This window comes from Phytomonospora endophytica (genome assembly GCF_014202425.1).
Classification (GTDB): Bacteria; Actinomycetota; Actinomycetes; order Mycobacteriales; family Micromonosporaceae; genus Phytomonospora; species Phytomonospora endophytica.
In genome coordinates this window covers 737,115-758,320 of sequence record NZ_JACHGT010000001.1, presented here as the reverse complement: position 1 = coordinate 758,320, position 21,206 = coordinate 737,115, and the positions used below count along the sequence as shown (strand labels likewise).

At 71.8% G+C, this 21,206-nt stretch carries 19 protein-coding genes and 1 pseudogene; 3 read left to right on the top strand and 17 right to left on the bottom strand.

Translation table 11 applies throughout. The features are described from left to right. Positions 1 to 9: 9 nt before the first annotated feature. The 5 genes from HNR73_RS03150 to hisF form a co-directional block, all read right to left on the bottom strand. Positions 10 to 1,803: an ABC transporter ATP-binding protein gene (locus tag HNR73_RS03150; RefSeq protein ID WP_184785660.1), complete on the bottom strand. Its 1,794-nt coding sequence runs from the start codon at positions 1,801 to 1,803 to the stop codon at positions 10 to 12. Next, a complete protein-coding gene (locus HNR73_RS03145) occupies positions 1,800 to 3,614 on the bottom strand; it encodes an ABC transporter ATP-binding protein (RefSeq protein ID WP_184785756.1) in 1,815 nt (604 codons plus the stop codon). The genes HNR73_RS03150 and HNR73_RS03145 overlap by 4 nt, the downstream gene beginning before the upstream one ends. A gap of 364 nt (positions 3,615 to 3,978) precedes the next feature. After that, on the bottom strand, positions 3,979 to 5,253 hold the full coding sequence (locus tag HNR73_RS03140) for a serine hydrolase domain-containing protein (RefSeq protein WP_184785659.1): 1,275 nt from the start codon (positions 5,251 to 5,253) through the stop codon (positions 3,979 to 3,981). 41 nt (positions 5,254 to 5,294) lie between these two features. Then, positions 5,295 to 7,001 (bottom strand): FAD-dependent oxidoreductase, encoded by a 1,707-nt coding sequence (locus HNR73_RS03135; protein WP_184785658.1) that lies wholly within the window; start codon positions 6,999 to 7,001, stop codon positions 5,295 to 5,297. Positions 7,002 to 7,034: 33 nt separating this feature from the next. Continuing rightward, positions 7,035 to 7,799: an imidazole glycerol phosphate synthase subunit HisF gene (gene hisF / locus HNR73_RS03130; RefSeq protein ID WP_184785657.1), complete on the bottom strand. Its 765-nt coding sequence runs from the start codon at positions 7,797 to 7,799 to the stop codon at positions 7,035 to 7,037. A 244-nt stretch (positions 7,800 to 8,043) separates the two neighbouring features. Here hisF and HNR73_RS03125 point away from each other — a divergent pair, with 244 nt between their 5' ends. Beyond that, positions 8,044 to 8,928, top strand: coding sequence for a DMT family transporter (locus HNR73_RS03125; protein ID WP_184785656.1), 885 nt, complete (start codon positions 8,044 to 8,046; stop codon positions 8,926 to 8,928). A 44-nt stretch (positions 8,929 to 8,972) separates the two neighbouring features. Here HNR73_RS03125 and HNR73_RS03120 read toward each other — a convergent pair whose 3' ends face one another. Beyond that, positions 8,973 to 9,914 carry a hypothetical protein gene (locus HNR73_RS03120; protein ID WP_239122070.1) on the bottom strand — a complete coding sequence of 314 codons (942 nt, stop codon included), beginning with the start codon at positions 9,912 to 9,914 and terminating at the stop codon, positions 8,973 to 8,975. Between the two features lie 134 nt (positions 9,915 to 10,048). On the opposite strand from HNR73_RS03120, the gene HNR73_RS03115 reads away from it, so the two are divergent. Beyond that, positions 10,049 to 10,486, top strand: a complete 438-nt coding sequence (locus HNR73_RS03115; RefSeq protein WP_184785654.1) for an ASCH domain-containing protein — start codon at positions 10,049 to 10,051, stop codon at positions 10,484 to 10,486. Here the strand turns inward: HNR73_RS03115 and HNR73_RS40600 are convergent, their stop codons facing one another. Next, complete coding sequence (locus tag HNR73_RS40600; RefSeq protein WP_184785653.1) at positions 10,487 to 12,448, bottom strand: carbohydrate binding domain-containing protein; 1,962 nt, start codon at positions 12,446 to 12,448, stop codon at positions 10,487 to 10,489. It lies immediately after the preceding gene. Positions 12,449 to 12,600: 152 nt separating this feature from the next. On the opposite strand from HNR73_RS40600, the gene HNR73_RS03105 reads away from it, so the two are divergent. Then, entirely contained in the window at positions 12,601 to 13,245 is a 645-nt protein-coding gene (locus tag HNR73_RS03105; RefSeq protein ID WP_184785652.1) for a hypothetical protein, read from the top strand. Positions 13,246 to 13,288: 43 nt separating this feature from the next. Here HNR73_RS03105 and HNR73_RS03100 read toward each other — a convergent pair whose 3' ends face one another. The 10 genes and pseudogenes from HNR73_RS03100 to HNR73_RS03055 all read right to left on the bottom strand — a co-directional run bounded on the left by HNR73_RS03100 (position 13,289) and on the right by HNR73_RS03055 (position 21,178). Next, positions 13,289 to 13,693 (bottom strand): RidA family protein, encoded by a 405-nt coding sequence (locus HNR73_RS03100; protein ID WP_184785651.1) that lies wholly within the window; start codon positions 13,691 to 13,693, stop codon positions 13,289 to 13,291. Further along, positions 13,690 to 14,418, bottom strand: a complete 729-nt coding sequence (gene priA / locus HNR73_RS03095) for a bifunctional 1-(5-phosphoribosyl)-5-((5-phosphoribosylamino)methylideneamino)imidazole-4-carboxamide isomerase/phosphoribosylanthranilate isomerase PriA (RefSeq protein WP_184785650.1) — start codon at positions 14,416 to 14,418, stop codon at positions 13,690 to 13,692. The genes HNR73_RS03100 and priA overlap by 4 nt, the downstream gene beginning before the upstream one ends. After that, positions 14,415 to 15,044 carry an imidazole glycerol phosphate synthase subunit HisH gene (gene hisH, locus HNR73_RS03090; RefSeq protein ID WP_184785649.1) on the bottom strand — a complete coding sequence of 210 codons (630 nt, stop codon included), beginning with the start codon at positions 15,042 to 15,044 and terminating at the stop codon, positions 14,415 to 14,417. The genes priA and hisH overlap by 4 nt, the downstream gene beginning before the upstream one ends. Then, positions 15,041 to 15,214: a CG2302 family histidine operon protein gene (locus HNR73_RS03085; RefSeq protein WP_184785648.1), complete on the bottom strand. Its 174-nt coding sequence runs from the start codon at positions 15,212 to 15,214 to the stop codon at positions 15,041 to 15,043. Before HNR73_RS03085 ends, hisH begins: the two co-directional genes overlap by 4 nt. Beyond that, complete coding sequence (gene hisB / locus HNR73_RS03080) at positions 15,211 to 15,819, bottom strand: imidazoleglycerol-phosphate dehydratase HisB (RefSeq protein WP_184785647.1); 609 nt, start codon at positions 15,817 to 15,819, stop codon at positions 15,211 to 15,213. Before hisB ends, HNR73_RS03085 begins: the two co-directional genes overlap by 4 nt. Positions 15,820 to 15,863: 44 nt before the next feature. Further along, positions 15,864 to 16,964 (bottom strand): histidinol-phosphate transaminase, encoded by a 1,101-nt coding sequence (locus HNR73_RS03075; protein WP_184785646.1) that lies wholly within the window; start codon positions 16,962 to 16,964, stop codon positions 15,864 to 15,866. Then, positions 16,961 to 18,280 carry a histidinol dehydrogenase gene (gene hisD, locus HNR73_RS03070; RefSeq protein WP_184785645.1) on the bottom strand — a complete coding sequence of 440 codons (1,320 nt, stop codon included), beginning with the start codon at positions 18,278 to 18,280 and terminating at the stop codon, positions 16,961 to 16,963. The genes HNR73_RS03075 and hisD overlap by 4 nt, the downstream gene beginning before the upstream one ends. Position 18,281: 1 nt before the next feature. Further along, complete coding sequence (locus HNR73_RS03065) at positions 18,282 to 19,154, bottom strand: DUF2567 domain-containing protein (protein ID WP_184785644.1); 873 nt, start codon at positions 19,152 to 19,154, stop codon at positions 18,282 to 18,284. 49 nt (positions 19,155 to 19,203) lie between these two features. After that, positions 19,204 to 20,157, bottom strand: a pseudogene (locus HNR73_RS03060) (MinD/ParA family ATP-binding protein); the annotation flags it as partial. A gap of 163 nt (positions 20,158 to 20,320) precedes the next feature. After that, entirely contained in the window at positions 20,321 to 21,178 is an 858-nt protein-coding gene (locus tag HNR73_RS03055) for a hypothetical protein (RefSeq protein WP_184785643.1), read from the bottom strand. Positions 21,179 to 21,206 lie beyond the last annotated feature (28 nt).

The window sequence follows — 21,206 nt, the reverse complement described above, 5'->3', positions numbered from 1 at the left end:
CGGTCCTGATCAGGTCGAGCGCGTCTGCTCGACCCAACTTGAGTGGAGCTTCGCATAAACGGAGTCGGTCTGCGAGACCAACTCCGCGTGCGGGCCATTCTGCACGATCCGCCCGGCGTCGAACACCAGAACCCGATCGGCCGCCTCGGCCGTGGACAGCCGGTGCGCGATCGCGACGGTCGTGCGGCCGCGGGTCACCGCGTCGAGGGCACGGGCCAGCCGGACCTCGGTGGCGGGGTCGACCGCGGAGGTCGCCTCGTCGAGGACCAGCAGATCGGGATCGGCGACATAGGCGCGCGCGAGGGCCACGAGCTGACGCTCACCGACGCTCAGGGCCTCACCGCGCTCGCCGACGGGCGTGTTCATCCCGTCGGGCAGCCCGTCGACCCAGTCGGCCAGTCCCAGTTCGGTGAAGGCCAAATAGAGTTCGGCGTCGCTGAGCTCCGGTTTGGCGAAGCGGACGTTCTCGGCGACGGTCGCGTCGAAGAGGAAACCGTCCTGGGGGACCATCACGACACGGCGGCGCAGCGAGGCGAAGCGCAGGTCGGTCAGCGACACGCCCGACAGCAGCACCTGCCCCTTCGCCGGGTCCATCAGGCGGGTCAGGAGCTTCGCGAAGGTCGTCTTGCCGCTGCCGGTCTCGCCGACGACGGCGACGCGGGCCTGCGCCGGGATCGTCACGTCGATCTCGCTGAGGACCTCGGGGCCGCCGGGATAGGCGAAGTGCACCTTGTCGAAGCTGACCGCGACCGGGCCGAGGCGCAGGTCCTGGCCGTTCTCGCCCGGGTCGGCGACGTCGGGCTCGGTGTCGAGCACGTCGAGAACCCGGCGCCAGCCCGCGATGGCGTTCTGGGCGTCGTTGAGGATCTCGGTGCCCATCTGGACCGGCTGCACGAACAGGGTCGTCAAGAACAGGAAGGCCGTCAGCTGCCCGATCGTGATCTGGTCGTCCACGCCCAGGAGGACGCCGACGATGACCACGCCGGACAGGCAGATGCCGGAGGTGATCTCGCCCGAGGAGAAGCTCAGGACGCTGCGGCGCAGCGCGCGGAACTGCGCGCCCCGGAAGTCCTCGATCGAGCCGTCGAGGCGCTCCTCGGTCCGGCGCTGCACACCGTAGGCGCGGATCACGGCGGCGCCCACGACCGTCTCGGCGATCGTGCCGAGCATGACGCCGACCTTCTCCCGCGAGGCCTGGTAGGCGATGGCGAGGCGACGCTGGAGTGCGCGGACGATCCAGATCAGCGGCAGGAAGGTCACCAGCACGACCAGCGCGAGCTTCCAGGAGTACGTGAACATCACGACCGTGGCGATGAGGACCTGGCCGCCGGAGATGAGCAGCATCAGCCCGCCGAACTGCAGGAACTGGCTGATCTGGTCGATGTCGGTGGTCACCCGCGAGGTGAGCGTGCCGCGCCGTTCCGACTGCTGGTGCAGCATCGACAGGTCGTGCACGTGCCGGAACGCCCGCGCACGCAGGCTGGCCAGGGCCGTCTCACTGACCCGGAAGAGACGCACGTTCATCAGGTAGGAGGTGCACACCGTGATGGCGAGAACCCCGAGACTGATCAGCGCGACCGTGGCCACGACCCCGGGGAACGGACCGCCGGGCGCGGTGATGCCCCGGTCGATGCCCTGCTGGATCGCGACCGGCACGACGATGCGGCCGACGGTGGCGACGACGGCCAGCGCGAGCGTCCCGGCGAGGCCGGTGCGCAGTTCCGGGGACAGGGCGAGACCGCGCTTGAAGGTCTGCCAGGAGCCGTCCTGCTCTTTGCCGACGGCGGCGTCCACTGTGGTCACGCCGAAACCTCTTCTTCCTCGGTGTCCTCGGCCTCGATGAACGCGCCTTCCCTCGCCCGCTCGGCCTCCTCGCGCTCATAGGCGGTGACCAGGTTGGCGTACCCGGGCACGTTGTCCAGCAGGTCGAGGTGCGTGCCGGTGGCGACGACCTTGCCGTGCTCCAGGTAGACGACCTCGTCGGCCAGGGCGATCGTCGCGCGCCGGTAGGCCACGACGAGCACCGAGGCCGGGTTCTTCGACTTCTTCAAGGCCCCGAGGATCGCCGACTCCACGCGCGGGTCGACGGCGCTCGTGGCGTCGTCGAGGACCAGCAGACGCGGGGCGCCGGCGAGCGCGCGGGCCAGGGTGATGCGCTGGCGCTGTCCGCCGGAGAGGCTGTGGCCGCGCTCGCCGACCTCGGTGTCGAGCTGGTCGGGGAGTTTGGCGACGAAGCCGTCGGCCTGGGCGGTGCGCAGGGCGGTCCACACGTCGTCGTCGCCGTCGACGGAGTCGCGGGCGAGGGTGATGTTGCCGCCGATGGTGTCGTCGAAGACGAAGGGGACCTGCTGGACGAGGGCGATGTTGTCGGCGAGGGCCCCGTGGCCGAGTTCGCGGACGTCGTTGCCGTCGAGGAGGACGCGACCGTCGTCGGGGTCGACGAGGCGGGTGGCCAGGGAGGCGATGGTGGACTTCCCGGAGCCGGTGGGGCCGACGAGGGCGACGGTGCGTCCGGCGGGGATCTCCAGATTGACGCTGTGGAGGACCTCGGAGCCGTCGGGGTAGGTGTAGGTGACGTCGCGGAATTCGAGGGTGGCGGGCGTGCCGTGGCCCTCGGTCTCGCGCGGGCCGTACTCCATGTCGCCGGTGGCCGACAGGACCTTGGTGACGCGTTCCCAGCCGACGACGGAGCGGGGCAGCTCGCCGAGGACCCAGCCGATGGCGCGGATCGGGAAGGCCAGGACGGTGAAGAGGAAGACGACGCTGGTGACGGTCTCGATGTCGGCGGCGCCGGTGGACATGCGCCAGGTGCCGACGACGAGGACGGCGAGGGTGCCGATGTTGGGCAGCGAGTCGATGAGCGGGTCGAAGGCGCCCCGGATGCGGCCGACGCGGATCAGGCCGTCGCGCAGCTCGTCGGCCTTGGCGGCGAAGCGGGTGGTCTCCTCGGTCTCACGGCCCATGGTCTTGACGACGAGGGCGCCGTCGAAGCTCTCGTGGGCGATCGTGGAGACGTCGGCGCGGAGCTCCTGGACGCGGGTGACGCGCGGGGACATGCGCCGGGAGTAGATGACGTTGAGCGCGAAGACGAGCGGGAACACCGCGAGCCCGACCAGCGCCATGGCCCAGTCGGTGACGAACAGGGCGACGCCGGCGACGACGAGCATCGCCAGGGTGCCGACCGCGAAGGGGAACGGCGCGATGGGGAACCAGACGGCCTCGACGTCGGCGTTGGCGTTCGAGAGCAGCTCGCCGGTGGAGTGCTTGTGGTGCCACGACAGCGGAAGCCGGAGGTACCGGCGGGTGACGCGGCGGCGGTAGGTGGCCTGGAGCCGGAACTGCATGGCGCCGGCGCCGAGCCGGCGGGCGATCATGCCCGAGACCTTCAGCGCGCTGACCGCGAGGATCGCCGCGACCGCGAGGGCGATCGCACCCGCCGACACGCGGCCCTCCTGGATCGCCGGCACCGCGATCCGCGCGACGATCGCGCCGAGGACGAAAGAGCTGCCGATGGTGACGAGGCTGTGCAGCACCGCCCCGGCGACGCCCACCGCGAAAGGCCCCGGTTCCTCGCGGATCGCCTGCCTGAGCACGCGCAGTCCCTTGCCGACCACACCCTGGTCTCGCACTCGCCCTCCATGTGTCCGCTGATCTCCGCGGGCAATCCTTGCCCTTCGCGTGTCCGTACCGCAAGCCCGAACGGGTCCTTACAACCAGAACGTGACCACGAACACTTTCGGGCTCCTGGGGCGCATGGAAACCGCTATCTCACCGCAACCTTTTCAAGGCCGGACGGTGATCACCGGGGAGCCGCGGGCGCCGGTCGGCGCCTCGCGAAAGGGGTCGTCGGGGGGCTTGGGGACGGCCGGAGTCCGGCGTCCGAGGGACTGCCGGCACCGGCCGCTGATACGAGCACTGGATGCGAGGCTACCGCCGCAATTCGAAGATCGGCCAGGAGAGGCCGGGGGTAGGGGCCGGTCAGCCGTCCACTGACTGACGAACGGCCAGGATGGAGCTGCCGAACTGATGAAGGGTCACGGACTCGACGCGGTCGTCGGCGTAGGCGAAACGAAGCTCGGCGTGCGCGTAGGGCGCGTAGGCCGTCGCGTCGCTCATCGGCCCGAAGATCAGCGGCGGCTGGCCGTCGAGGACGAGGTGCAGGTCCCCGTCGACGATGTCGAGGTGCAGGACGGTGCCGGCGCTGGTGCGGTACTCACCGGTGTGGCGTGCGAGCCAGGCGGGGTAGTCGAAGTTCCCGGGCTCTTTCGGTGTCCGCGGGATGCCGAGGGTCTCGGCGACGGCCGTGAGCATGGCGAGCGTGAGGGCGTCGCCTTCGTTGGCGTTGGTCATGGCCGCGATCGCCCAGTTCCCGTCGCGGGAGGCCTCGGCGCCGCAGCGGTAGCCCTCGTTGCTGCCGCCGTGACCGAAGCGGTCGCCGAGCGGGTCGGTGGTGAGCTGCACGCCCAGCCCGAATCCGGGGACGACCTCGCTCAGCACCTCGCGGGCGAGTTCGGCGGGGAGGAAGTCGCCGGTGCCGTCGGCGGCCTCGCGCAGGGCGGTGAAGAAGCGGACCAGGTCGGCGGGGGTGCACCACAGGCCGGCGGCGGCCTGTTCGGGGTAGGTGTGCCAGCCGCCTTCGATCCGCTCCCCCTTGTCGTGGGCTTCGGCGATCTCGGGCGGCACGTCGTAGCCGGCGGTGTCCATGCCGAGGGGGTCGAGGACGAGCCGCCGGGCGAGTTCGGCGAAGGGCGTGCCGCTGAGGTCTTCGAGGATGAGCTGGAGGATCTGGTAGCCGCCGCCGGAGTAGCGGGTCATGACGCCGGGGACACCGTCGATGCGGACGGCGCCGGTGTTGGCGGGACCTTCGCCGTCGAGGATCTCGACGAGACTCGGGAGTGGGGCGCCTTCGGCGTAGCCGGGGAAGCCGTGGGTGGTGAGGGCTCCGGAGTGGCTGAGGAGGTGGCGGACGGTGACGACCGCGGGCCAGTCGGCGGGGGCGGGCAGTCGCCAGGACTTGAGGTAGTCGTTGACGTCGGCGTCGAGGTCGAGTCCCAGCCTCAGGGCGGTGGCGGCGGCGATCGGCTTGCTGATCGAGCAGGCCTGGAAGCGGGCGGCGGGCCGGGCGCCGAAGGAGACGGTGGCGAGTTCGCCGTCGAGCAGGACGGCGACGGAGACGGCGGGCACGGGCTCGGTGCGCGCGTCGAAGATCTCGGCGAGGGCGGGGCGCAGTCGAGTGGAGAGGGCGTTCGTCATGCGCTGACCTTATAGTGACGTCACTTCCGCGTCAAGCTTGGTCACTTTTGACGCAGCGCACCGTAGGCGCCTTCCGGAACCGCCGGTGAACGGGGCGCGACGGGCTCGACCCGCGCGTACCGCTCCCCCTGCGCCGGACGCGGGTCGGGCTCCCCCTTGTTGGGCCAGGCCGCGAAGGCGCGTTCGGCCTGCGCGGTGATCGTCAGCGAAGGGTTGACCCCGAGGTTCGCCGAAATCGCCGAGCCGTCGACCACGTGCACACCAGGGTGCCCGTAGAGCCGGTGATAGGGGTCGACGACGCCCTGGTCGGGGTCGGCGCCGATCGGGCAGCCGCCGAGGAAGTGCGCGGTCATCGGGACGTCGAGGACCTCGCCGACCGAGCCGCCGGCGAAGCCGTTGATCTCCTCGGCGAGCAGCCGCACCGCGTGCTCGGCCTCGGGAATGTGCCCCGGGTTGGGCGCCCCGTGGCCCTGGCGCGAGGTCAGACGCCCTCTGCCGGGCCACCGTGAGCGGCGGTAGGTGGTCAGCGAGTTGTCGTGGGTCTGCATGACCAGGGCGATGATGGTCCGCTCCGACCAGCGCCGCACCGACAGCGAACGCAGGAACGGTCCGGGGCGTCGCGCGGCCGCCGCGAGGAAGCTCAGCCAGCGCGGCACGCGGCCGCCGCCGGGGACCTGGATGGTCGACAGCAGGCCCATCGCGTTCGAGCCGCGGCCGTAGCGGACGGGTTCGATGTGGGTGTGGGCGTCGACGTGGACCGAGGACGTGATCGCTACCCCGCGGGTGAAGTCGGGTCGCGAACCGTAGCGGCGGGTGGTGGTCTGGGCTCCGGCGAGGGCCTCCGAGTTGGTGCGGGTCAGCTCGCCGAGCCGCCGCGAGATTCGCGGGAGGCTTCCGTTGTCGCGCAGGGCGTGCAGGAGCGTCTGGGTGCCGTAGGCACCGGCCGCGACGACGACCTGTCCGGCGTGGACGGTCTCGGGGCGGCCTCCGGTCGTGGGACGCGTCTCGACGGCGAAACCCTCGCCCTCCTCGCGTATCCCGGTCACTGTGGTGAGCGGGTGAATCACGGCCCCGGCGGACTCGGCCAGGTGGAGGTAGTTCTCGGTGAGGGTGTTCTTGGCGCCGTGGCGGCAGCCGGTCATGCACTCGCCGCACTCCAGGCACGCGCGTCTGCGCGGGCCCTTGCCGCCGAAGTAGGGGTCGGGCGTCTCCTCGCCGGGCGCGGCCCTGGTCCCACCGTCGGCGTCCTTCCCGTCGCCGAAGAACACGCCGACGGGTGTGAGCGTGAAGCTGCCCCCGGCGCCGAGCCGCTCGGCGACCGCGCGCAGATGGGTGTCGGCGGCGGTGACGGTCGGGTTGGTCCGCACGCCGAGCATGCGGCGGGCCTGGTCGTAGTGCGGGGCGAGTTCGTCGCGCCAGTCGGTGATCGCGGCCCACTGCCGGTCGGCGAAGAACTCGGCGGGCGGGACGTAGAGGGTGTTGGCGTAGTTGAGGGATCCGCCACCGACGCCCGCTCCGGCGAGGATCACGACGTCGCGGAGGAGGTGGATGCGCTGGACGCCGTAGAGACCGAGGCGTGGTGCCCACAGGAAGCGGCGCAGGTCCCAGGAGCTGCGGGGCAGCGTGTCGGGCGTGTAGCGGCGGCCCGCTTCGAAAACGCCGACGCGGTAACCCTTCTCGGTGAGCCGCAGGGCGGCCACCGAGCCGCCGAAGCCGGACCCGATGACGACGACGTCGTAGGCGGTCATCGCGTCAGCATGGCCTTGTTACCGGCGAGTTGTCTACAGCCTGACGGGATAACCGGCGTCGTCGAGAGCGCCTTTGACCTCGCCGATGGTCAGCGTGCCGAAGTGGAAGACGCTGGCGGCGAGGACCGCGTCGGCGCCCGCGGCGACCGCGGCGGGGAAGTCGGCGACCTTGCCCGCGCCGCCGGAGGCGATCACGGGGACGTCGACGACGGCCCGCACGGCCTCGATGAGCTCGACGTCGAAGCCGTCGGTGGTCCCGTCGGCGTCCATGGAGTTGACCAGCAGCTCACCGGCGCCGTCGCGCGCGGCCCGCGCGGCCCACTCCACCGCGTCGATGCCGGTGCCCTGACGGCCGCCGTGGGTCGTTACCTCGAAGCCGGAGTCGGTCCCCTCGGCCCGCCGCACGTCGAGGGAGAGGACGAGGACCTGCCGTCCGAAGCGCTCGGCGATCTCGCCGATCAGCTCCGGCCGGGCCACCGCGGCGGTGTTCACGCCGACCTTGTCGGCCCCCGCCCGCAACAGCCCGTCGACGTCGGCGACGGACCGGACTCCCCCGCCGACCGTGAGCGGGATGAAGACGGTCTCGGCCGTCCGCCGGACGACGTCGTAGGTCGTCTCGCGCCCGTGGACGCTCGCGGTGATGTCGAGGAAGGTCAGCTCGTCGGCCCCCGCCTTGCCATAGGCGCGGGCCAGCTCGACGGGGTCCCCCGCGTCACGCAGATCGGCGAAGCGGACGCCCTTGACGACCCGCCCGGCGTCCACGTCGAGGCAGGGGATGACACGCACGGCGACTGGCATGTGGCCAGGGTACGGGGTGGATGGGCGCCTCCCGGGGAGGCGCCCATCTGGTGGAACCCGTCACCGTCCTATTCGTTTGGAGGTCCACGCGCACGTGCGTAGGGTCGCGGCCATGAGCTTCCACATCTGTTCGCCCCCGGTCCGCTAGCGGGCCGCCCTCCGCGAACCCCGGCAGATGCGCCGGGGCGCCGGACGCCGCCCGCTCACGCGGAAACCGTCCGGCGATCAATCGTGGAGAACACAGATGACAGCTCTGCCCATCACGCCCCACAGGCGTGGTGTCCTTTCCTTGACCGTCGCCGCGCTCGCCTGGGGAACCGGCGGCGCCGTGGCCGTCGTCCTCGAAGACCGGCACGGTCTCGGTCCCGTCGCGGTCTCGTTCTGGCGCTTCGCGGTCGCCGCGGTCGCGGTCGTCGCCCTGCGGCTGCTGCGGCCCGTGGGGAACACCGCCGAAAACCTTCGCGCGGCCGTCCTCTCGGGCGCCGGTCTCGCACTGTCGCAGGCCGCGTACTTCGCCGCCGTCGGGCGGGCCGGACTCGCCGTCGGCACGCTCGTCACGATCGGCGCCTCGCCGGTGCTCATCGCGCTCGGCGCGAGGTTCCTGCTGGGCGAGCGCGTCCGCGGCGTGCAGGCTGCCGTGCTGTGCGCGGCCGTCGGCGGGCTCGTCCTGCTCGCCGGGCGTTCGGGTCCGGCCGGATCGGCTCCGGCGCTCGGCGTGGGTCTGGCGCTGGTGTCGGCCTTCGCCTACAGCGCCGTGATCCTCCACGCGCGCCGGAGTCGCGGCGGCGGTGCCGGCCCCGCGGCCTACTTCACGGGCACGGTCCTGCTGGCGCCGTTCGCCCTCATCGAGGGTCTCCTTCCGGCGACGGGCGCTCCGGCCGCCGCGGCCGGATGGCTGCTGTTCCTCGGGATCGTGCCGACCGCGCTGGCCTACCGGTGGTTCTTCGCCGGACTCGCCACGGTGCCGGCGGCCACGGCCGCGGTGATCGCGCTGCTGGAGCCGCTCGCCGCGAGCCTCATCGCGCTGATACTGCTCGGCGAGCGCATCGGTGCCGTCGGCGTGGCCGGTGCGGTCGTGCTGCTGGCCTCGCTCGGTGTTCTCGGGGTCACCTCGATGCGCCAGGCGTGACGAGCGGGTGCGGGCGCCCGGCGTCGCCGGGCGCCTGTGCCGTCCTACCGGTACCCGTTCCGTGTGTACCCCGTCGCGAACTCCCCCGTCCCGTCGAAGTACGCCGCGACCAGCTTCGCCGGGTCCGTGGCGAGCAGGCCGCGCTGAAGGTCGCTCCCGTCGTTGGCGTCGTCCCAGCCCCAGGCGGTGTTGGCGGCGTTGTCCTTGCCGTTGTCGCCGCGGAAGGTGCCGGGCGAGGCGAAGGTCAGGCCGTCAAAGCGGTGCGCCCACAGGCCGCCACCGGCGAACGTGTCCACAAGGGAGTATTCAGTCGACGCGTCGTTGCCGCCGCCGGGGACTTCCCCGGTGCCGGGGTGGTAGACGACGCCGTCGCCGCCGGGGAAGCCGGCGTTGTTCCAGGCGTAGACGCCGTGGCCCTTGGCCTCCTGGCGGGTCGTGGGCCGTGAAACGCCGTCGACGGTGCGCATGACGACGGTGCCGTCGATGTTCTCCCGGCCGGACGTGAACGGGCTCCCGGCGGGGACGTAGGAGTAGAAGTCGCTGTGGGCGACGGTCACCATCGCCTCCAGCTTCCCGAACTCGCTCCCGTCGCGGCGGACCACGAGCAGGGCGCCCTCCATGTCGTTCTCGTGGGTGTAGAGCCCGAGCGGGTCGGCGAAGTCCTCCCAGTCCCTTGGGTGGAAGTAGGAGTAGACGACGAACCAGTGCGTCGGGGTCTCCACCACCGAGTAGTACACCGCGCCCTTGAGCCGCGACACGGCGTCGTCCTGGTGCTCCCAGTTGTTCTTGGCGTCCCAGTCGGCGTCGAAGTCGACCGCCGAGAGGTAGTCGGCGTCGTAGTCGGAGGAGTCGGTGTCCTGGTAGTGCACCGGTGCCCAGCGGGCGGCCAGAGCGGCGTCGCTCACGGCGGCGACGGCGGCGCCCGGGAGTAAGGCGGCGAAAGCGGTGGCCACGACCGTGGCGGCGAGCGCGGTCCTGATCTTCACGGCAGGCTCCAAAGGGGTTGCGGGGCCGCCAGACTACTGACGGGTACAACCTCGGCACCAGGTCCCGCGCGAGTGTTCACCGTGCGGCCGAAAGCCGGTGGCCTGAGGTTCGCGCCTCCCGTAACGTGCCGACCATGACCACCGACGTCTCTTCTCTCCCCCTCGCCGAGTTCGGCTTCCCCGGCCCGCTGCGCGACGAGCTCAACGCGGCGATCCTGTCCGGCGCGAAGACCACGACCACCGGTGTGCTCGCCGACTACGTGCACTGCGGCGACCCGATGCCGCGCATCGGCGAGCGGTCGGCGGTGGTCGACTCCGACGGGCGGAGGATCGCCGTCATCGAGACGACCGGCGCCCGGATCGCGCCGATGTCCGAAGTGGACGACCGTTTCGCCGCGGCCGAGGGTGAGGGCTACGACGACGTCGCGGGCTGGCTCGCGGCCCACGAGAGTTTCTGGCACAGCGACGAGTTCCGTGAGGCCATCGGTGATCCCGGCTTCGTCGTCACCGAGGAGACGCCGCTGGTCCTGGTGTGGTTCCGGCTCGCCGAGGTACTCGACGAGCCGGTCTGATCACACCGCGCGGACGGTCACGTCGTCGCAGCGGCCTTCGCCGGTGCCCAGACGCGTGTAGCAGTAGATGCGGGCCGTCGTGTTCGACGCGCCCGTGGTGAAGGTGACGCTGCCCGAGCCGTAGGTGGTCGTGGTGAAGGCTGGCACGCGCGCTTCGGTGCCGCCGTGGTTCTTCACACCGATCACCAGCTCGGTTCCGGTGGCGCTGACGCGACCCCAGCCGGACAGCACGTAGGTCGTACCGGGTTCGACGGTGATGGTCTGCTCGACCGAGGCCGGCGCCGGTCCGGCACGCAGTCCGTAGGTCCCGCTGTGCGCGGCGGTGGTGGTGACGGTCGCGCTGTTCCACGGGGTCCAGCCGGCCGTCGTACCCGTCTCGAAGCCGCCGTTGGCGACCAGGTTCGGGGCCTGGCAGGTGCCGTCGTTGAAGGTCGAGGCCTGGTGGGCTCCCCGGTCGGGCGCGCAGACGGCGGGTACGGGACCGCCGAAGTAGTCGCGGCCGCCGTTGCCGGGCACGACCGTGCCGGTGCCCTTGGCGGGTGAGGCGGGCTGAAGCCTGTACCCGTCGGGGCCGCCGCCGGGCGCGACGAGGAGTGGGTTCGCCGTGCTCTTGCCCGGGTCGGCGGGCTCGCCGGCGGGGTGGCTGCCGTAGAAGGTGTTGTTGCGCCAGGTGTGGTCGGCGCCGCCGGTGTAGCCGCCGCTGCCGAGGTTGTAGACGATGTTGTTCGACCAGGTCGTGTAGGTGCTGCCGCTGCCGTCCTGGATGATCGCGGTCGTCGATCCCGCCGGCAGGTAGAAGGTGTTGTGGTAGATCTGCGCGGCCTTCTCGCCGACGGCGTAGAGGATCCGCGAGCCGTCGTTGACCGAGAGGTTGTAGCGCACGATGGTCCCGGTGGAGCTCGACGAGCCTCCGCAGGCGCCGCAGAACAGCATGAAGCCGCCCTCGTTGTCGTGGCTGTAGTTGTACTGGAAGATCACCCCGCGGTTGCCGAAGTCGGAGTCGAAGGCCATGCCGTCGTTGGTCCCGGCGACGCGGTTGACCCGGTAGACCTCGTTGAACTGGACGATGGTGTCGTCGCTGTTGATGGTCCATAGTCCGGCGTTGTTGCCCGGTGAGCGCAGGGCGACGTCGTAGACCTCGTTGCCCTCGACGCGGGCGCCGGCGGCGACGCGCATGACGAGGCCGTCGCCGGCGATGTCGTGGATGACGTTGTTCCGGTAGACGACGTTGGTGGAGGCGAGCCAGTTCTCGGTGCCGGTGCAGCCGTAGATCGCGCGGCAGCCCCAGCTCGATCCGGTGGTGAGGCCTTCGCGGTCGACGGTGCGGATCTCGCTGTTCTCGACGATCACGCCGTCGAAGCGGGTGGGTGCGGCGGTTCCGCTGACCCGGAACTGGATGCCGTTGCTGCCCTTGGAGTCGCCGCCGTTGACGTCGTGCACGAAGACGTCGTCGACGCGGTAGTCGCGGCCGACGCCGATGTCGGCGATCTCGACCAGCAGGCCGTTGCGTTCGGCGACGGTGGCGCCCTTGTTGGTGATCTCCAGGTCGCGGACGACGACGTGCTGCGTGTTGAGCAGGTGGACGCCGGCGTAGACGGTGCCGCCGCCGTTGACGACGGGACGGGCGGTGCCGGTCCCGTACGCGGCGATCGTGATCGGGGAACCGGCCGTGCCCGAGCCTTTCGGGGCCAGCCCGCCCGCGCAGGCGACGCCGCGCTTGAGGAGGAGCTGGTCGCCGGCCGCGAGGGTGACGGCGTTGGCCTGCGCGAGGCTGCTCCACGGGGAGGCCTGGCTGCCGTCGCCGCCGTTGCCGGAGCAGTCGACGTAGTAGGCGCGGGCCTGGATCGCGGGCCCGGCGTGGGCGGCGGCGGGGACTAAGGCCGCGGTGAGCAGGACGGCGGTGAAGGCGGCCGTGGGGACGAGGCGGATTGTCCGCGCGAGCCGGATAGAAATCGGTTTCACTGAGAGCTCCCTTGCCACGTGAAAGCGCTTTCCGAATACCGTGCCGGAGCGGGGATGTGTTGTCAATAGTTGCCGATCATGTTGGATGGCAACGGTTTCTAGTGCGTTTTATCGGGCGGCGATCGAATCCTCGCCTCGATAGCGTGACCGGCGTGAACCGAGATGAGGCGACGAAGCTGCTGACCGCGCACGCCGTCGCGAGGGACGCGCTGCTGGCGCGGCTCACCACCGCCGCCGCGGAGTCCGGCCGCTCACTCTGGCAGGTGGGGTCGTTCGCCGAAGGCCGGGGTGACGACTGGAGCGATCTCGACCTGGTGGTGACCGGCGGCCCGTGCCTGCTCGACGAAGCCGCGCTCACCATGGACTACCCGCCCAACGGCCCCGCTGAAGGCGGCTACACCGGGGCCGCGCACCTCACCGGCCCGCTGCTCGTCTGGGTCGACTGGTACACGTGGCCCGCCGACACGCCCGTCCCGGTCGAGGCCCGGCTCCTCACCGGTGAGGACCGGCCCGGGGACCTGCCGCTGACCCCGGCCCTCGACAGACTGGGCCGGGGCGCCACACCGAAGAGCGTCGATCCGGACACCTCGGCGCTGGCCATGATCCCGATCGCCGCGAAGTTCCTGGCCCGCGGCCGCGACGGCGACGCCGCGGGGATGGCGGGGATGCTCAACGGCCGCACCGACGGGGACCCCCTGACCCGGCTGCGGGAGCGACTCGCCGCGATCGGCGGGCCGCCGTCGCTCACCGCGCGTATCACGCTGACGCTTCAGGTGGCCGAGGTGCTCAAGGCCTAGACTCGCGAACGCACTCCCGTGACGCTTCGGGTCGCCGAACCGCCTACGCCCGCTCTTCCTCCCGGGGCTCCCGGTACGCCTCGACCTCGACCTCGACGAGGTGGTCGGGATGCAGCAGCCGCGACACCACGACCAGCGTCGCCACCGGCCGGACCACGCCGAACAGGTCGCCGTGCGCCTTCCCGACGGCCTCGCTGTACTCCGGTGCCGTCACGTACATCCGCGTCCGCACGACGTCGGCCACACCCGCACCGAGCTCCACCAGGGAGTCCAGTGCGATACGGAAGGCCTCGCGCGCCTGCGCGTACGGGTCGCCGACATGCGCGACGACCCCGTTCACCGTCGAGGTGCTGCCCGAGGTCAGCACCCACGGCCCGACGGCGACGGCCCGGGAGTAGCCGTACTGCTGCTCCCACCGCCCGCCGGAGTCGATGCGGCGGATCGTCACGCCGACTCCCGCAGGACGCGCAGCGCGTCGGTCACCGAGAAGTTTCCCTCGTACAGCGCGGTCCCGACGATCACGCCCTCGACGCCGTCGGACGCGAGCGCCGACAGCGCGCGCAGGTCGTTGAGCGTCGACACGCCGCCGCTGGCCACGACCGGCTTGTCGGTCCGGTCGCATACCTCGCGCAGCAGCGTCAGGTTCGGCCCCGACAGCATGCCGTCGGAGGGCACGTCGGTCACGACGTACCGCGCGCACCCGGCCTTCTCCAATCGCGCGAGCACCTCGAAGAGCTCCCCGCCCTCACGGGTCCAGCCGCGCGCGGCGAGCCGTCCCTCGCGCACGTCGAGGCCGATGGCGACACGGTCGCCGTATTCGGCGACGACCCGGTCGCACCAGTCGGGGTCCTCCAGGGCGGCGGTGCCGATGTTGACGCGGGCGGCGCCGCTGTCGAGGGCCCGCCGCAGCGAGGTGTCGTCGCGGATGCCGCCGGAGCGCTCGACCTTGATGTCGAGGGCCGCGGTGACCTCGGCCAGGATCTCGGCGTTGTCACCGCGCCCGAAGGCCGCGTCGAGGTCGACGAGGTGGATCCACTCGGCGCCCTGGCGCTGCCAGTTGCGGGCGGCCTCCAGGGGATCACCGTACCGGCGTTCGCTCCCGGCGACGCCCTGAACGAGTTGCACGGCCTGGCCGCCGGTCACGTCGACGGCGGGCAGCAGTTCGAGTGTCACGAGATTTCCCCTACCCAGTTGGCGAGCAGGGCGGCGCCCGCGTCGCCGGACTTCTCCGGATGGAACTGTGCGGCCGACAGCGCGCCCTTGCGCACCGCGGCGAGGAACCGTCCACCATGGACGGTGGTGGCGGTCTGCGCTCCGGGCACCTCGGGCGGCGCGGCGTAGGAGTGCACGAAGTAGAAGCGCTCGTCGGCGGCGATGCCGTCGAAGAGGCCGAAGTCGGCGTCGCGTTCGACGGTGTTCCAGCCCATGTGGGGCACGCGAACCGTGGGGAGCAGCGCCGTTTCGAGGCGGGACACCGTCCCGGGTAGCAGCCCGAGGCCCTTGGTGACCACCCCGTGCTCCTCGCCGGTCTCGAACAGGATCTGCATCCCGACACAGATGCCCAGCACGGGCGCGCCCGCGGCGACGCGTTCGGCGATGACCGGCCCGAACCCGAGTTCCTCGATGCCCGCCATGCACGCGGCGTAGGCGCCGACGCCGGGCACGACCAGACCGTCGGCCTCGCGGGCGGCGGTGAGGCTGCCCGTGACGGTGACCTTCGCTCCGGTGCGGGCCACGGCCCGCTCCACCGAGCGGAGGTTGCCGCTGCCGTAGTCGGCGACGACGACGTTCGCGGTCACTTTCCGCCGTCCGGGAGCATCCAGAGCACCCCGCCGCCGACGGCGACGAGGGCCACGAGCACCAGGATCACGATGGCGAACTTACTGCCCCCCTGCTTGTGCACGGAGTAGGCGCCGCCGCCGAGGAGACCACCGAGGCCGAGCAGCAGGATGGGGAGGGCCGAGGTCACAGGATGCCTTTCGTACTGGGCACACCGGCGGTGCCGTCGAGCCGGACGGCGTCGCGCAGGGCGCGGGCGACCGCCTTGAACTGCGCCTCGACGACGTGGTGCGCGTCGGGCTTCTGCCCCGGGTTCGAGGCGCGGATCACCGAGACGTGCAGGGTCATGCGCGCGTGGTGCCCGAAGGACTCCCAGATGTGGCGGGTCATGCTGGTCGGGTACTGCGGGCCGATCATCGGCGCCAGGTCGAGCGGCTCCTCGTGCACGACGTACGGGCGGCCCGACAGGTCGACGACCGCGCGCACGGCGACCTCGTCGAGCGGGACGGTGGCGTCGCCGAAGCGCCGCACGCCGACCTTGTCGCCGAGGGCCTCGGCGAAGGCCTGCCCGACGGCGATCGCGGTGTCCTCAAGGGAGTGATGCGCGTCGATGTGCAGGTCGCCGTCGGTCTGCACGCTCAGGCCGAAGCCCCCGTGCTTGCCGAGCTGGTGGAGCATGTGGTCGAAGAAGCCCACGCCCGTCGACACCTCGACCGCGCCGGGCGCGTCGAGGTCGAGGGCCACCCGGATCTTCGTCTCCCCGGTCTTCCGCTCGATGACGGCGGTCCGGCTCATCTGCTCACTCCTCCAAGGGTGTCGCGCGTGTGTGGGCGCGTCGTTCACGCGCCGCTCTCCGAAACCGGCAGGGCGGCGACGACCGCGGTGATCGCGGTCAGGAAGGCGTCGACCTCGGCGGCGGTCCCCGCGGTGACCCGCAGCCAGCCGTCGAGGCCGACGTCACGGATCAGCACACCTCTATCTACCAACGAGCGCCACACCGCGCGGGAATCGGCCAGGCCCCCGAAGAGTACGAAATTGGCGTCGCTCGGGACCACCGGCAGACCCAGTCCGGTCAGCGCGGTCACCATCCGGTCCCGCTGCCGCTTGATCTCGTCGACCGTCGACAGCAGCACCCCGGCGTGCGCGAGCGCGGCCCGCGCGGCGGCCTGGGTGAGCGCCGACAGGTGGTAGGGCAGCCGGACCAGCTGGAGGGCGTCGACCACGGCCGGATCGGCGGCGAGGTAGCCCAGACGGGCGCCGGCGAAGGCGAAGGCCTTGCTCATCGTGCGGGTGACGACGAGCCGCTCGCGGCCCGGGAGCAACGTGAGCGCGCTCTTCGTGCCCTCGCGCGCGAACTCGGCGTAGGCCTCGTCGACCACGACGAGCCCCGGCGCGGCCTCCAGCACCACGGCGAGCACGTCGGGGCGCAGGGCGGTGCCGGTCGGGTTGTTCGGCGAGCACAGGAAGACCACGTCGGGCCGGTGCTCGGCGATCTGCGCCGCGGCGTGCGCGGGGTCGATGTCGAAGTCGGCCTCGCGGCGGCCGTCGACCCAGCGGGTGCCGGTGGCGGCGGCGATGATCGGGTGCATCGAGTAGGCCGGGGTGAAGCCGAGGGCGACGCGGCCGGGACCGCCGAAGGCCTGGAGGAGCTGCTGGAGGATCTCGTTGGAGCCGTTGGCGGCCCACACCCGCGACACGTCGAGACCGTGGCCCAGGTAGGCGGCGAGGTCGGCGCGCAGGCCGGCGGCGTCGCGGTCGGGGTAGCGGTTCAGGCCGCGCACGACCGAGGCGAGCGCCTTCTCGATGTCGGCGGCGACCTCGTCGGGCAGCGGGTGGGAGTTCTCGTTGGTGTTGAGCTTCACCGGCACGTCGAGCTGGGGCGCGCCGTAGGGGCTGCGTCCCCGCAGGTCGGGGCGCAGCAGGTCGTCGATCGAGGTCATGACGACGCCGCCGGCTTGTCGAAGCGGATCGTCACGGCCGTCCCGTGGGCGGGCAGGTCCTCGGCCAGGGCGAGTGTCGTGACGTACGGGGCGACCTCGCGCAGCGCTTCCTCGCTGTAGTCGACGACGTGCACGCCGCGCAGGAAACTCTGCACCGACAGGCCCGGCGAGTGCCGGGCGCAGCCGCCGGTCGGCAGGATGTGGTTCGACCCGGCGCAGTAGTCGCCGAGCGAGACCGGCGAGTAGGCGCCGACGAAGATCGCGCCGGCGTTGCGGACGCGCATGGCCAGCTCGCGCGCTCCCCTGGTCTGGATCTCCAGGTGCTCGGCGGCGTAGGCGTCGACGACGCGCAGGCCGTGTTCGAGGTCGTCGACCAGGATCGTGCCCGACTGCTCGCCCGACAGGGCGGCGCTGATGCGTCCCGAGTGCTTCGCGGCGGCGACCTGCCCGGTCAGCGCGGTGTCGACGGCGTCGGCGAGTTCGGTGGACGGCGTGACAAGGACGCTGGCGGCCTTGGGGTCGTGCTCGGCCTGGCTGATGAGGTCGGCGGCGACGTGCTCGGGGTCGGCGGTGTCGTCGGCGAGGACGGCGATCTCGGTGGTCCCGGCCTCGGCGTCGATGGCGACCAGGCCGCGGACGGCGCGTTTGGCGGCGGTGACGTAGATGTTGCCGGGGCCGGTGATCATGTCGACGGGGACGCATTCGTCGGTGCCGTAGGCGAACATGCCGATGGCGGCGGGCCCGCCGACGGCGTAGACCTCGTCGACGCCGAGCATCGCGCACACGGCGAGGGTCGTGGCGTCGGGCAGGCCGGTGTCCCTCTGCGGCGGGCTGGCCACGGCGACGTCGGGGACGCCGGCGAGCTGGGCGGGGACGACGTTCATGACGACGCTGGAGGCGAGTACGGCGAGGCCGCCGGGCACGTAGAGGCCGACGCGGCCGACCGGGATGAAGCGCTCGGTGACGGTGCCGCCGGGGACTGTCCCGCCAACACGGAACTCGGTGACGAGGTCGGTGCGGCGCTGGTCGGAGTGGACCTTGCGGACCCGTGCGATGGCCTCGGTGAGGGCCTCGTGGAGCTCGGGGTCGAGCGCGTCGAGGGCGTCGGTGAGGGCCTGGGCGGGCACGCGGAGGGAGTCCAGTTCGACGCCGTCGCGTTCGGCGGTGATCTTCCGGATCGGTGCGGCGCCGTGATGCCGGATCGCGTCGAGCAGCGGCTGGATCTCCTCCAGAGCCGCCGCCACGTCGAAGGTCGCGCGGGGCAGGACGCCTCGCGGGATGGACGCGGTACCTCGAAGATCGATGCGGTTCAGCACCCTACGAGGGTAGACGACCCGCCGTTTCGTTCCCGGCATCCGGGGTCGTGGTCTGCATCGTGGGAAGGCGTGGTTCGGTCTCGCGGCTGAGGCTCTGGTAGCGCGACCAACCCGCGAGGACGGTGTACACGAAGACCGAGGCGAGGGCCATGGTGGCGAGCACGCCGAGCTGGAGGTGACCACCGACGTCGAGGACCTTGCCCGCCAGCAGCGTGTCCCACGCCTCACCCGGATCGAAGTTGATCATCAGAAGCCGTGGTGGGCGGAAGAGGTGCTCGCCGGGCTGGGCGTTGTCGAGCAGGGCCTCGAAACCGATTCGGCCCCACCACTCACCGAAGCGCCAGGCGACGACCTGGGCGGCGATCGAGCCGAGCACCAGCGCGGCGACCTGGACCGGGCCGCGGTGGCGGCGCAGCAGCGCCCACACCGCGATCGCGGCGAGCAGGCCGAGGCCCAGGCCGAGGAAGGTGAACACGCCGTCGTCCCCGGCGTAACCCTCGGGGCTCTCGGTGGTGTAGCGGAAACTGTTCTCGGTGGCGACGAGCTCCACGCGGGGAGCGATCGCCTGCCACAGCAGTCCCAGTGGGATGCCCAGGACCGCCAGCACGCCGAGGACGAGCCCGCCGAAGGCGAACTCACGGCCGAGGGAACGTTCCGGGGCCGTCGCCACCGGCAGTGGGGTCAGTCCCCCGAAGACCGGTGCGGCGCTCGCGCCGTTGGCTCCCGCGCCGCCCACCTCGGGAGGCGGGCCGTACGGACGCGCCCAGGTCTCGCCGACGGTGTCGGTGTCCTGAGGAGCGGCGTTGGTCTGCGTGGGCGAGGACGGCGATCGTGCCGATCCCGGCTCGTCCGGCGAGGACTCGGCGGCTGTCACGCGTAGATCCTTCCATGCCCGCGCGACCCGCGCCGCACCACGGCGCCGGTCACCCGATCCGCTCCACGATCGCGTGCGCGGCGGTGATCCACGCGTCCCTGGTGGGCTGCTGGAGCATCGAGTACTGGATGCTCGAACCGGCCTCAAGGGTCGGGTCGTAGGGCACCACCGCGACCCGGCGGGTGCGGGTGTTGAAGTGGGCGGTGAGGTCGGTGAGCAGGTTGCCCGGGTTCGGCGTCGGGCAGGACAGCAGCGTCACGGCGTTGGCGACGAGATCGCGGTGGCCGTTCTCGATGAGCAGGTCGAGCATCCAGTCGGCGGCGAAGGCGGCGTCCTCGCGCGGGACCGTGGTGATGACCAGCTGGTCGGCGGCCTCGATGACCGTCCGCCAGTTCGGGCTCTCGACATTGTTGCCGGTGTCGATGCAGACGATGTCGTGGGTGCGGGTGAGCACGTCGAGGACGCGCAGGACCGTCGCCGGGTCGAGCTTCCCCGCCAGCTTCGGGTCCTCGTCGCCGGCGAGGACGTCGAAGGTGCCGTCGGAGGAGTGCCGCAGGTAGTCGTCGATGAGCTCGGCGAGCTGCGGGCCGGCGGCCTCGACCTGGATCAGGTCGTTGACCAGGTGGCGGATGGTCCGCGCGTGGCGCGCGGAACCCGCGCGCAGCCCGAGCGTGCCGCGCAGCTCGTTGTTGTCCCAGGCCACGACACCGCGCCCGCGGACCGTGCCGAGGGTGGCGGCGGCCAGGACCGTCGCCGTCGTCTTGTGCACGCCGCCCTTCGGGTTGGCGAAGGCCACGACCCGGCACCGGCCGAGGTCGCGGCGGAGCTCCTCCATGACCACGGTCGCCACCGGCAGCGCGTGCCGCGAAGGGCCTCGGTCGTAGGGGCCGGGCTGCATGGGTACCTGAGGGGCCGGCGGCGGCTCGGGAGCACGATGGCTGCGGGCGCGACGGTCGAACAGCGCCCGCCACCGAGGCTGCGGCACCGACTCGTCTTGGCCGTACGGCGTCCTTATCGACTCCACACTCGCCTCCCGCCTGCGTTCACGTAATGCCCAAGGCTACGGATGCCAGGGCGCACCTCGCACCCGGCCCGCGTGCTTTGGGACGAATTGGACGGGAAAATAACTTGGCGTGACGACCCCACGCCGGTGAATTCTCCAACGCTCACCCGACGGGCTCCGACGCGGGTGGACTCCCGACCGGTGGCTCGTCGTCGCTGAGGGCGCTGCCAGGCGGTCCGGCGATGCCCGGCTGCTCGGGAAGCGCGGGCAGGAACACCGCCCGTTCGAAGCCCTCCATCTCCGGGGCGGCGTCGACGGCGCGGACCACACCGCGGTCCGACAGCTCCAGCAGTTCCTGCGGCGTCGACCGCACGACCAGCGCGTACGCGCACTCGCAGTGCGCACGGTAGGCGTCTGCCTCCGCCTCGGCCAGCTCCTGCGCGGTCCGGTACACCTCGCGCTGGCGCATCTCCTGCTCGCTCGCGCCACTGAGCTTCCCGGCCAGGTCGGCGTACCCGGCGGCGTCGGCGTCCTTGCGGTCGGCGACCCGGTCCATCTCGTCGAGCAGGCCGCCGGGAAGGTCGGTCACGTTGAGCTGGACGATCTCGGTCGGCGCGCGCGGCATCGGCACGCGGGCGTAGACGCGGGCGACGGCCTGGCCCTCCGCCACCTCGGTGACCTTCTCCGGGCCGACGTAGGCGGCGAAGGACACCAGCGCCCAGGTCGGCGCCGTCGAGTTCTTCGCCAGGAGCACCAGTTCACCGTGCGAGTCCGCGGCGTAGTCGGGGATCGACTCGCCCTCGTTGACGCCGACGTGGACGACCGGCCCGCTGTCGTCGACGTGCTGCGTCGGCCGGTCGGTCGACCACACGGCGGCCACGACCAGCAGAGCGCACGCGATCAGCGCCGTCGACGTCACCACACGGCGGCGGCCGGTACCGGCCTGGAGCCATCGGATGCCGCGCCCGATCGGGGGCAGCAGGAGGTCGTCGACGCGGCGGAGCAGGCTTCGTCGGCCCATGAGGGGGCACCCTCCGAAGTAGAGAGCG